The organism is Rhizobium sp. CFBP 13644, assembly GCF_014842165.1.
Taxonomy (GTDB): Bacteria; Pseudomonadota; Alphaproteobacteria; order Rhizobiales; family Rhizobiaceae; genus Agrobacterium; species Agrobacterium tumefaciens_C.
In genome coordinates this window covers 420,935-433,189 of the sequence record NZ_JACYVF010000001.1, presented here as the reverse complement: position 1 = coordinate 433,189, position 12,255 = coordinate 420,935, and the positions used below count along the sequence as shown (strand labels likewise).

9 protein-coding genes are annotated in these 12,255 nt (G+C 58.6%); 3 read left to right on the top strand and 6 right to left on the bottom strand.

The annotated features are described in order from the left end of the window. Positions 1–6 precede the first annotated feature (6 nt). The 3 genes from IFT53_RS02080 to IFT53_RS02070 form a co-directional block, all read right to left on the bottom strand. On the bottom strand, positions 7–1,269 hold the full coding sequence (locus IFT53_RS02080; protein ID WP_192063519.1) for a 3-phosphoshikimate 1-carboxyvinyltransferase: 1,263 nt from the start codon (positions 1,267–1,269) through the stop codon (positions 7–9). Between the two features lie 42 nt (positions 1,270–1,311). Next, entirely contained in the window at positions 1,312–1,863 is a 552-nt protein-coding gene (locus IFT53_RS02075; RefSeq protein ID WP_042618132.1) for a LemA family protein, read from the bottom strand. Positions 1,864–1,949: 86 nt separating this feature from the next. Next, a complete protein-coding gene (locus IFT53_RS02070) occupies positions 1,950–2,906 on the bottom strand; it encodes a glycine--tRNA ligase subunit alpha (RefSeq protein ID WP_192063520.1) in 957 nt (318 codons plus the stop codon). Between the two features lie 201 nt (positions 2,907–3,107). On the opposite strand from IFT53_RS02070, the gene glyS reads away from it, so the two are divergent. Together glyS and IFT53_RS02060 are read left to right on the top strand one after the other, a co-directional pair. Then, positions 3,108–5,261 (top strand): glycine--tRNA ligase subunit beta, encoded by a 2,154-nt coding sequence (gene glyS, locus IFT53_RS02065; protein ID WP_192063521.1) that lies wholly within the window; start codon positions 3,108–3,110, stop codon positions 5,259–5,261. Between the two features lie 14 nt (positions 5,262–5,275). After that, positions 5,276–5,761 carry a DUF523 domain-containing protein gene (locus IFT53_RS02060; protein ID WP_192063522.1) on the top strand — a complete coding sequence of 162 codons (486 nt, stop codon included), beginning with the start codon at positions 5,276–5,278 and terminating at the stop codon, positions 5,759–5,761. 56 nt (positions 5,762–5,817) lie between these two features. On the opposite strand, the gene IFT53_RS02055 is transcribed toward IFT53_RS02060, so the two are convergent. From IFT53_RS02055 to purD, 3 genes are all read right to left on the bottom strand, one after another. Beyond that, positions 5,818–7,650 (bottom strand): methyl-accepting chemotaxis protein, encoded by a 1,833-nt coding sequence (locus IFT53_RS02055; protein ID WP_192063523.1) that lies wholly within the window; start codon positions 7,648–7,650, stop codon positions 5,818–5,820. Between the two features lie 169 nt (positions 7,651–7,819). Then, the gene (locus IFT53_RS02050) at positions 7,820–8,266 is read right to left on the bottom strand and encodes a plant virulence effector HPE1-like domain-containing protein (RefSeq protein WP_192063524.1); all 447 of its coding nucleotides are present in this window, start codon (positions 8,264–8,266) and stop codon (positions 7,820–7,822) included. A gap of 115 nt (positions 8,267–8,381) precedes the next feature. Then, on the bottom strand, positions 8,382–9,656 hold the full coding sequence (gene purD, locus IFT53_RS02045; protein ID WP_192063525.1) for a phosphoribosylamine--glycine ligase: 1,275 nt from the start codon (positions 9,654–9,656) through the stop codon (positions 8,382–8,384). A 230-nt stretch (positions 9,657–9,886) separates the two neighbouring features. Between purD and IFT53_RS02040 the strand changes: the two genes are divergently transcribed. Continuing rightward, positions 9,887–12,199, top strand: a complete 2,313-nt coding sequence (locus IFT53_RS02040; protein WP_192063526.1) for a Tex family protein — start codon at positions 9,887–9,889, stop codon at positions 12,197–12,199. Positions 12,200–12,255 lie beyond the last annotated feature (56 nt).

The following is a 12,255-nucleotide window of genomic DNA, read 5'->3' as shown; positions in this document are numbered from 1 at the left end:
CTGCAATCAGTCTTGTCCGGTTTCGCTGTATTGAACGCCCAAAGACGCAAGCGCCTTCCAGTATCCGGGATAGGTCTTGCCCACGCAAACAGGGTTCTGAATGGCAATGCCGCCCGTTTTCAAGCCCGCCAGCGCAAAGCTCATGGCAATACGATGATCGTGGAACGTATCGATGGAGGCGGCCACCGTCTGACCTGCCAAAGCCGGATCGGCGTGAACGATCAGATCATCGCCATCCTCATGCGCCAGCCCGTCACGGATGGCATTGAGGCCCATCGAGATGGCCCGGATGCGGTCGCATTCCTTCACCCGCAGATTGGCGATGCCGACAAAGCGCACAGGAGTGTTGTTGTAAGCTGCCAACACGGCAATGGTCGGAATGGCATCCTGCATCTGGCTGCCATCGATTTCGGCGGGAAGGTTGGGAAACTGCGCCATGATGGCATGCGCCTTGGCATCCGGCTGGGTGAAGGCTTCCGCTGGCGTGCCGATATCGATCTTGCCACCCGTCAGCAATTCCGCGCCCCACAGATAGGTGGCAGCAGATGCGTCGGGTTCGATGTGGAAATCCGTTGCGGTATAACCTGTCGGCTGCACGCGCCAGACGGCATTGGAAACCCGCTCGACCTTGGCGCCGAAGGCTTCCATGGCCGCCACTGTCAGGTCGATATAGCCTTTCGCGCCAATGTCTTCACCGGCCAGCACAATATCCAGCGGCTTTGCGCCACAGGGTGCGGCCATCAACAGTGCGGAGACATACTGGCTGGAAAGATTGGCGTCGATGGTGACGCTGTCCTTGGCAAAGCCGAGGCCATTGCCCTTCACGGTCACAGGTGGGCAGCCGGTCGGCGCTTGTGCGTCGATGCCAAGCGCGATCAAGGCTTCCACCAGCGGCTGGATCGGGCGCTTGCGCATATGTTCGTCGCCATCAACCACAACAGTGCCATCAACCGAAGCAACCGCCGCCGTCAGAAACCGCGTGGCCGTTCCCGCATTGCCGAGGAAAAGCGGCTCTTCGGGGGCTTTCAGCACGCCATCGCTTTCCACCACAAAGCTCGTCGCGTCAGGTTCTGTTACATCAACGCCCATGGCGCGCAGGGCTTGTGCCATGAACAGCGTATCGTCGCTTTTCAAAGCGCCGGTCAGCAGGCTGCGGCCCTTGGCAAGTCCCGCAAGCAGCAGCACACGGTTGGTGATGGATTTGGAGCCGGGTGGCTCCACCTTGCCGGAAAGTGGGTGGTTTGGCGGGGTAATGGTCAGTTCGATCATGGCTTTATCGTTTTTCTCAACCGGCCTGTGCCGGTTATCGCATCAGAATTTGACAGCAGGAACAGCGCGATCCGCCTCGTTGGTGATCTCGAAGTAGGGGGCTTTTATAAAGCCGAAATTGCGCGCAACAAGGTTGGAAGGGAAGCTCTCCACCTTGACGTTCAGATCCCGCGCCGAGCCATTATAGTAGCGGCGCGACATCTGGATTTCACCCTCGATGGTCTCAAGTGATTTTTGCAGTTCCAGAAAGCCAGTGTTCGCTTTGAGGTCGGGATAAGCTTCTGCCAGAGCAAACAGCTTTCCCAGCGCTTGGCTGAGCAGACCTTCGGCCTGTGCACGGCCCTCGACATCGCCTGTGGGCACAGCCTGTGCGCGGTTGCGCATGGCAACCACTTCCTCGAAGGTGCTTTTTTCGTGAGCGGCATAGCCCTTCACAGTTTCGATGAGGTTGGGAATGAGATCGGCGCGACGCTTCAACTGAACGTCGATGCCCGACCACGCCTCTTCGGTCATCTGTCTGGATTTGACGAGACCATTATAGATGAAGACGACATAGAGCGCGATTGCCGCCAAAATGGCCAGTGCGATATACATGTGCCGTTCCCCCTCGTGAAACTCTCCGGTCTGGCCGGAAAACTTGCGTTCCGACCTGCCATGTCATCGCCTGTCCATATCAGTCGTCAGGCTGCGTCTTTGTTCCAGTTCGCGCCACCGGCATCCGTCATCAGGAATGCTTCGCCGCAGGCCTTGGAAAGTGTGCGAACGCGCAGGATATAGCTCTGACGCTCGGTCACGGAAATCACGCCGCGCGCATCCAAGAGGTTGAACACGTGGGAAGCCTTGATGCACTGGTCATAGGCCGGAAATACGCATTTGTGCAGAACCCGATTGGCATTTTCACCCGGCGCACCGGCATCCAGCAGGGCCTTGCACTCTTTCTCGGCGTCGATGAAATGGCGATGCAGCATGGCGGTATCGGCATATTCGAAATTGTGCCGTGAATATTCCTGCTCTGCCTGCAGGAACACATCGCCGTAGGAAATCTTCTCGTCGCCCTCGCGGCCATTGTAGTTCAGGTCGTAGACATTATCCACGCCCTGCACATACATGGCCAGACGCTCAAGACCATAGGTCAACTCACCCGCAACAGGCGAGCACTCAATGCCGCAGACCTGCTGGAAATAGGTGAACTGCGAGACTTCCATGCCATCGCACCAGCACTCCCAGCCCAGACCCCAGGCACCCAGCGTCGGGCTTTCCCAGTCGTCTTCCACAAAGCGCACATCATGCAGCAATGGATCAAGACCAATGGCCTTGAGAGAGCCGAGGTAAAGCTCCTGCAGGTTGGAAGGGTTGGGCTTCAGAATGACCTGATACTGGTAATAATGCTGCAAACGGTTGGGGTTTTCGCCATAGCGTCCGTCAGACGGGCGGCGCGATGGCTGCACATAGGCGGCCTTCCAAGGCTTGGGGCCGAGTGCGCGCAGCGTGGTCGCCGGGTGAAACGTGCCCGCGCCCACTTCCATATCATAAGGCTGCAACACGGCGCAGCCCTTGTCCGCCCAGTAATTGTGCAGCGTCAGGATCAGCGCCTGAAAGGAACGTTTCGGGTTCATATGGTCTGGAACGTCGGTCATTGCAGTCTTCACGGTCAAAAGAGGATAGTCAGAATGCACTGACTTTGGATGCGGACAGGTGCCATGGCAAGGGCCTGCGGGTCAAGAACTTCTGTTTGGGACGCACCGCCCGCGTGGGGGCACCCGATATTTACATTGTGCATCGGCCCCAAATTTTGCTAGCAGAGGCCAACGAAAAATCCATGACACCGGAAAACAGATATGCCTGATCTTCTGCTCGAACTTCGCTCCGAAGAAATCCCCGCACGCATGCAGCGCAAGGCGGCGGGTGATCTGAAGAAGCTTGTCACCGATGCGCTGGTGGAAGCAGGCCTGACCTATGAAGGTGCCCGCGAATACTGGACGCCGCGCCGCCTGACACTGGATATTCGCGGCCTCAATGCCCGCTCTGCCGATGTGCGCGAAGAAAAGAAGGGTCCGCGCACCGACGCCAACGAAAAGGCGATCGAAGGCTTTCTGCGCGGTGCCGGTCTGTCTTCCGTGGCGGAAGCGCAGGTCGTGTCCGATCCGAAGAAGGGTGATTTCTACATCGCCATCATCAACAAGCCCGGCCGCCCGGCGGAAGAGATCATTGCCAGCGTTATGCCAGGCATTATCAGAAAGTTCCCATGGCCGGTTTCCATGCGCTCCGGTGCTGCCTCCATGCCGAAGGGTTCCAGCTATGCGGGAGTTGAAGGCAAGGGCTCCGAAAGCCTGACTTGGGTTCGCCCGCTGCAATCCATCATCTGTGTATTCGGCCCTGAAAATGATGAAACGCAGGTCATTTCCTTTGAGATTGACGGCATCGTGGCTGGCAACGTGACCTATGGACACCGTTTCCACGCGCCTGACGCCATCACCGTGCGCCGCTTTGAAGATTATGTATCGAGCCTGGAAAAGGCCAAGGTTATTCTGGATGCCGAGCGCCGCAAGGATATCATTCTGCACGACGCCAAGGATCTGGCTTTCGCCAATGGCCTAGACCTCGTGGAAGATGAAGGCTTGCTGGAAGAGGTTTCCGGCCTTGTGGAGTGGCCGCAGGTGCTGATCGGCACATTCGAGGAAGACTACCTCGAAATTCCCGCCGAAATCATCCGCCTCACCATCAAGACCAACCAGAAGTGTTTCGTGACGCGCCCGCAAGGTGCAACCGAAGGCCTCTCCAACCGCTTCATTCTGGTGTCCAACATTCAGGCCATCGATGGCGGCAAGGAAATCATGCACGGCAACGGCAAGGTTGTGCGCGCCCGCCTGTCAGACGCCAAGCACTTCTGGACCCGCGACCAGGGGAACCTACCGGACCTTGAGACACTCAAGGCATCCGCCGCAAAGTTCGGCCTTGATCTGACCAAGCCGCTGGATCAGCGCATGGCCAAGCTCGATGCGTTGAACGTGACGTTCCACGCCAAGCTCGGCACACAGGGTGAGCGCGTGGCCCGCATCCGCGAACTGGCCAAGCAGCTTGCGCCCGTCATCGGCGCAGATGCAGCGTTGGTGGACCGCGCCGTGGTTCTCGCCAAGGCCGATCTGCGCACCGAAGCCGTCGGCGAATTCCCCGAATTGCAGGGCCTGATGGGCCGCAAATACGCGTTGCTTCAGGGCGAAAACGAAAGCGTTGCCGCCGCCATTGAAGACCACTGGAAGCCGAATGGCCCGTCCGACCGTCTGCCGCAAGACAAGGTCGGCTTGACCGTCGCCCTGGCAGATAAGCTCGACACATTGGTGGGCTTCTGGGCCATCGATGAAAAGCCGACAGGTTCAAAAGACCCATTCGCGCTGCGTCGTGCTGCGTTGGGTGTTGTGCGGATGATTTTGGAGCGGAATATTCGGCTGCCGCTGCTGAGCATCGTCAAAGACCGTGACCTCCTGTCCTTCTTCCACGACCGCCTGAAAGTCTATCTCCGCGATCTCGGCGCACGCTATGATCTGATCGAAGCGGTCCTCACACCTGAGACTGACGATCTTCTCATGGTCGCGCGTCGCGTCGAAGCGTTGACGGCGTTTGTGACGGATCAGGATGGCATCAATCTTCTGGCTGGCACCAAGCGCGCCACACAGCTTCTGGCGGCAGAAGAAAAGAAGGGGACTGTGGTCGCCAACAGCGTTTCGGAAGAGCTGCTGAAGCTCGATGCCGAAAAGGCGCTCTATGCGGCTATCAAGACGGCCTCTGCCGATGCCGCAAAGGCGGTTGAAACCGAAGATTTCCGCTCGGCCATGCAGGCGCTCTCCACCCTGCGCGCTCCGGTCGATAAGTTTTTCGAAGACGTTCTGGTCAATGATGAGGACAATGCCATCCGCGCGAACCGGCTTGCCTTGTTGAAGGCCATTCGTGAAGCCACCGGCACCGTGGCGGACTTCTCGAAAATCACGGGGTGATAGGGTCGGCGGCGTTGACTGGCAAAATCCTGATCAGCGCCTGCCTGCTCGGCCACGCCGTCCGTTATGATGGCAAGGGCAAGCCGCTCGCGCATCCGGCAATCGAACGCTGGAAGCAGGAGGGTCGGTTGGTGACGATCTGTCCAGAAATGGCGGGTGGTATGGCCGTTCCGCGTCCGCCAGCGGAAATCGAGAACGGAGCGTCCGGGCTTGATGTGCTGGAGGGAAGGGCGCGTGTCATCGAAATCACCGGCGGTGATGTGACCTCGCAATTCATAGACGGTGCGCAAAAGGCGCTGGCTTTTGCGAAAGACCATGGCTGCGCCTACGCCCTGCTAATTGACGGCAGCCCATCCTGTGGCTCCGTGGCCATCTATGATGGCTCGTTTTCGGGCCGCAAACAGGCGGGCAATGGCGTGACGGCTGCGCTGCTCAGCCAAGCCGGAATAGTCGTTTTCTCACCCGCCAACATTGATGAGCTGGATCGGCTCACACAATAAAACGCCGGAGATTTCTCCCCGGCGTTTGTGTGATCCAGTGATGTTAGCGCTGCAGATCAGCTTGCGCGGCGCATTTGCTGCGCCATGCCCTGAAGGCTGCCGCTCTGCGAGCCGGAAACGCGGAAGGTGCTTATGAGGTTGAGAAGCTCTTCCGTATCGGCGGCCAGCGTTTGCGCCAGTGCGGTTGTTTCCTCGGCCATGGCAGCGTTGTGCTGGGTTGCGGCATCCAGCTGGTTCAACGAGCTTGAGATAGACCGCAACGTCGTATCCTGTTCGGCTGCCGAATGGGCGATCTTGTTGACGATCTCGCTCGAAGACTTAATCTGATCGGAGATGCGCTTCAGCGCATCGCCTGCTTCACCCACAAGGCGAACGCCATTTTCCACCTGCGTGGAGGAACGGGCGATCTGGTCCTTGATCTCCTTGGCCGCTGCCGCGGATTTCTGCGCCAGTTCGCGCACTTCCTGCGCAACAACCGCAAAGCCCTTGCCAGCTTCACCCGCGCGCGCTGCTTCCACACCGGCGTTGAGCGCCAGAAGGTTGGTCTGGAAGGCAATGCCATCGATAACGCCGATGATCTTGGTAATTTCCTGCGAGGATTGCTCGATGCCGCTCATGGCGCCGATGGCCTGTTCAACGATCTTGTCGCTGCGGTTGGCATCGGTGCTGATCGATGTGACCTTCTTTGCTGCTTCCGATGCGCCATCCGCCGTGAGGCGAACCGCAACTGTGAGTTCGTCCAGCGCCGCAGATGTTTCTTCCAGACTTGCAGCCTGGCGCTCGGTGCGCTGAGACAGCTCGTTGGAAGCGTTGCGGATTTCATCCTTGGAGCCGCCAATATCGATGCTCTTGATATTGACCTTCGCCATGGCCGCATCAAGCTGCGAAAGTGCCTCGTTGAAGTTGGTCCGTAGGCCCGTATAACGAGAGCCCAGATCGCCGCAGCGAACTGTCAGATCTCCCTGTGCCAGCTTTTCCAGCGCATTGCCGATGGTGCTGACGACACGGGCCTGAAGCTCCGCTTCGCTTTTCTGCGTGTCGAGATTGGTCTGGCGTTCGCTGTCCAGCTGCTGCTGCTGTTCTTCCTCACGGAGCTGCATGGCGTGGCGCTCGCGCACCTTGCGTTGCAATGCTTCCGTTGCCTTGGCCATCAATCCGACTTCGTTCTTCATGCTGGTATGCGGAATGCCAATCGCTACGTTTTCGTTGGCCACTTCGCCCAGTGCCATGTGAATTTCGCTCAATGGTTTGGTGATGCCTCTGATGATCACGACCGAGGCTGCGATTGCGAAAATGAGAATGCCGATGCAGGCGCTGATTGCTTTCCAGATGGCGCTGTTCACTTCGGCGTCGAGGTCATCCATATAGAGGCCCGTGTTGACGATGACGCCCCAGGGCTTGAACTCGGCTGCATAGGCGGTCTTGCGGAAGTAAAGGCCCGGATCCAGACCTGGCTTGCTGGACATGTAGTCTACGCGCCCGCCGCCCTTGAGCGCGAGTTCGACGAGATTTTCGCGGAAAAGCTTTCCAGTCGGGTCTGGCTTGTTCCTGGAGTTCTGACCGACACGCTTGGTGTCGTAATGAAACACCGTGTTGATGTCGTAGTCGTAGCCGAAGAAATAGCCGTCAGGCTCATAGCGCACGGCAGCCAAGAGTTCGAAGGCCTGCTTGCGGGCCTGTTCCATGGTAAGCTGACCAGCCTTCACCTTGTCATCGTAAATTTTAAGAACGGAAATCGCTGTTTCCGTTTCTGTTCTCAGCATCTCGTAACGCTGCTGATAAATCGTCTCGGACGAGGTCCTTATCTGGAGGAAAGTGGCGATGGCAAAGGCAGCGACCAGACAACCTACCAAAACGGCAAGCTGAACCGAAATCTTGAAACTCTTCATAAGAACCTGCGGACTCGTACGAGTAACGGCTGTCAGCATCCTAATGGACGCTCCCCCATGACAGCAGACGGTGCTCCGCCAATGCTTGATCGCATCACAGACTAATTAGCAGATGTTTGTTAAGAAACGGTGCGTGATTCTCTTGCCGTGGGGCGTGTGTGAAAAGACATCACAGGGTCGGACGCAGAGGTGCGTCTGAAAACAGAGGTGCGGTTTGAGGCTCTTGCGCCTTCGGCTCTGTGGATGACACGGCGGATGTCTGCACAGCGTCGGTTCCCGGCAATGGGTGCTCTGCAATGTTTGGGATCGAAGTGTCTTCAGGGAGCCATAGAGCATTAGAGCTTACGAATGTAACGGGCGAGCCACCAAGCCACGCTTCGGTGCGCACAAGCTGCTTTTTTCCATCTACGTCACGAATGGAAACATCCTGAGTGCCAGCGGCCAGAGTTGGCGCTGCCACCGAGTCTGATTTGACGATGGCAGGCGGGCAGGCCGCGCAGATCACCGACACAACGCTGCCGTTTGATGTGCGGTTCTGGCCGATGATTTCAATGGATGACGCCATGGCAGAACCGCTTGCCAGCACGAGTGCGACCGTCAGCAACGTCTTGCGCATGAAATCTCCCGTTCCGTGCAGCAATTCTGCTGCTTCAACGGGGCGGATTTTACTGCGACTTCCTTTCCATCCGGTCAGGAATTTTGGTAAATATTGAACGAAGCCGGGCGGCTGTTCACTGCGCCTTTTCGCGGGCCACGGCCTGCCAGCCAATATCGCTGCGGCTGAAACCATTGTCCCATTTCACCTCGGCAGCCAAGGCATAGGCGCGGCTCTGGGCTTGCGTGACGGTTGCGCCAAATGCTGTCGCGTTCAACACCCGCCCACCCGTGGCAACCAGCTGACCGTCTTTCAGCGCTGTGCCAGCGTGGAACACCTTTGCGTCCTCACCTGCATCGGGAATGTGGTCGATTGGTGTGTTCTTGTCGTAGGCGGCGGGATAACCTTTGGACGCAAGAACCACAGTCAGGGCCGCATCATCACGCCACTCGGCACTCACATCGGCAAGTGTTCCGGTGGCGGTCGCATAGAGCAGCGGCAGCAGGTCGCTCTTCAGGCGCATCATCAACACCTGGCATTCGGGGTCTCCGAAGCGAACATTATATTCGATCAGCTCGGGGCCTTTTTGCGTGATCATCAGCCCCGCAAAAAAGACGCCAGAAAACGGGTTTCCGTCCTTTTCCATGCCGGTCATCGTCGGCTCGATGATCTGTTTCATGGTGCGCTCGACCATGTCAGGCGTCATGACGGGGGCAGGGGAATAGGCACCCATGCCGCCTGTGTTGGGGCCGGTGTCGCCATCGCCCACGCGCTTGTGATCCTGCGCGGTTGCCAGCGCCAGGGCCGTTTTGCCATCGCAAAGGCAGAAGAAGCTGGCTTCCTCACCGTCGAGAAATGCCTCGACGACGACTTCAGCGCCAGCCGCACCAAATGCGCCGTCAAAACAATCATCAATCGCTGAAAGCGCTTCAGCCTCGCTCATGGCAACGGTCACGCCTTTACCGGCGGCCAGGCCATCGGCCTTGATAACAATGGGTGCGCCCTGCTGGCGGACATAGGCCTTGGCCGGTTCTGCAGCCTTGAAACGCTGGTAAGCGCCGGTCGGAATATCGTATCGGGCGCAGAGATCCTTGGTGAAGCCCTTGGAGCCCTCAAGCTGAGATGCGGCCTTGGAAGGGCCGAATGTGGCGATGCCTGCGGCGCGCAGATCATCGGCAAGACCGGATACCAGTGGCGCTTCCGGGCCGACAACGACAAAATCGATGTCGTTGTTTTTCGCAAAGGCAATCACTGCTGCGTGGTCTTCCACATTGAGGGTCACCAGCTCGGCGTGATCGGCGATGCCGGGATTGCCGGGTGCGGCATAAAGTTTGGTGAGCAGGGGGGACTGGGCAATTTTCCAGGCCAGCGCATGTTCGCGTCCGCCGGAACCGATCAACAGAACTTTCATGGTCAACACCCCTGTCATCTCGCGCTTTAACGTATTGCTGGGGCGTTAAGGGCAGGGGGCTGAAAGGTCAAGGTCTAAGCGCTGATTGGTCGCCTGTTTGTTGCCCGGATCGCGATGGCGTCGGATCACAGGCTCATTCGGCTTTTCTGTGGAATCGATCAAGCTGCCTGTTGTCATGCCGTAATCAGCATCTATGTTCGGGCAGATTTTAAGAAAGTTCAGAGAACCATATGGCCGCAGATAATTCCCGCATTGCTCCGTTGATCGCTTCCGAAATCAATGCCCGCGCCGAACAGGTGAATGCAGCGATTGCGCTGCTGGATGAGGGGGCAACGGTTCCCTTCATCGCCCGTTACCGCAAGGAAGTCACCGGCGGCCTTGATGACACCCAGCTTCGCACGCTGGCGGAGCGGCTATCCTATCTGCGCGAACTGAATGCCCGGCGCTCGTCCATCACCGATTCCATCACCACGCAGGGCAAGATGACCGACGATCTGCTGCGCAAGATCGTATCGGCCACGACGAAGGCGGAACTGGAAGACCTTTATCTGCCCTATAAGCCCAAGCGCCGCACACGCGCCGAAATCGCTCGCGAAAAGGGCCTCGGCCCTCTGGCGCAAGCGATTTGGGACAATCGCAGCGCCGATCCCGCGGTCTTGGCGCAGGCCTATGTTCAGGGTGAAGTCGCGGATGTGAAGGCGGCGCTTGAGGGCGCCCGCGATATCGTTGCCGAGACCATGACGGAAAACGCTGATCTCTTGGGTCGCTTGCGTGACTACATGCGCCACAACGCCACGTTCCGCGCCAAGGTTGTCGATGGCAAGCAGGCGACGGGTGAGAAATTTTCTGACTATTTCGACCACTCCGAAAAATGGGCCACCGTGCCCGGCCACCGCGCGCTTGCCATGCTGCGCGGCTGGAACGAGGAAGTTCTGACGCTGACAATCGATGTGGACGCGGATGATCCATCACCGGTGAAGCCAGCACAACGCACCATTGCCAGCGCGTTTGATATTCGGAGCGCAGGACCGGCGGATGCCTGGCTGATGGAGGTGGCGGGCTGGACATGGCGCGTCAAGCTTTCCATGTCTCTATCTCTCGACCTGATGCGCGAATTGCGGGAACGGGCGGAAGAAGAGGCGATCCACGTCTTTGCCCGCAACCTGAAGGATCTGCTTCTGGCCGCACCTGCCGGTTCGCGCGCCACCATGGGGCTGGATCCCGGCATTCGCACCGGCGTCAAGGTGGCTATTGTGGATGGCACCGGCAAGCTGCTGGAAACGACGACCGTCTATCCATTCCCGCCCAGGAACGATATTCGCGGAACGCAGGCAGAGCTTGCGGCTCTGATCCGCAAACACAATGTCGAGCTGATTTCCATCGGCAACGGCACCGGCAGCCGCGAGACGGAGCGGCTTGTGGCGGATATGCTCACTCAGCTGACCGGCCCCAAGCCCACAAAGGTCATCGTGTCCGAAGCAGGCGCTTCGATCTATTCGGCCTCGGCAAGTGCGGCTGCGGAGTTCCCCAATCTCGACGTTTCCCTGCGCGGAGCGGTCTCCATCGCCCGCCGTTTGCAGGATCCGCTTGCAGAACTGGTGAAGATCGAGCCCAAATCCATTGGCGTCGGCCAGTACCAGCATGACGTTGATCAGGGCAAACTCTCTCGCTCGCTGGATGCCGTTGTGGAAGATGCGGTGAATGCTGTTGGCGTTGACCTCAACACGGCGTCCGCACCGCTTCTGTCGCGGGTATCGGGCCTTGGTGCCTCCATCGCAGATGCCATCGTTCTGCACCGCGACCAGACGGGGCCGTTTGCCAGCCGCAAGGAGTTGCTGAAAGTGCCACGTCTTGGCCAGCGCACCTTCGAGCAATGCGCCGGGTTCCTGCGCATTCCCAACGGCAAGGAGCCGCTCGACTCGTCATCCGTGCACCCTGAAGCGTACGGCGTCGCCAAGAAGATCGTTGCCGCATGCGGTCGCGACCTGCGTTCCGTGATGGGCGACAGTGCGGCGTTGAAGTCGCTTGATCCCAAGCAGTTCATCGATGAGCAGTTCGGTCTGCCCACCGTCAAGGATATCATCGCCGAACTGGAAAAGCCCGGTCGTGACCCGCGTCCAAGCTTTAAAACCGCGACCTTTGCCGATGGCGTCGATGAAATCACCGATTTGAAACCGGGCATGCTGCTGGAAGGCACTGTTACCAACGTTGCTGCCTTTGGTGCGTTTGTGGATATCGGCGTCCATCAGGATGGTCTCGTCCATGTGTCGCAGCTGGCGGATCGTTTCATCAAGGACCCGCACGAGGTGGTGAAGGCCGGTGATGTGGTCAAGGTGCGGGTGGTTGAGGTGGATGTGAAGCGCAAGCGCATCGCTCTGACCATGCGCAAGGATGGTGGCGAGGCCGCACCCCAGCCGATGCGGGAAAAAGGCAATGCAAGCGCCATGCGCCACGCAAGTGCCAAACCCCAGCCCCGCGCTGAAGCCGCTCCTGCAGGTGGAGCACTGGCGGCAGCCTTGGCAGAGGCCATGAAAAAACGCTAAGCGCAGGCCGGGCCTTGCTTTGGCAGTCTTGCGCTTGACGCTTCGTAAATGTGAGG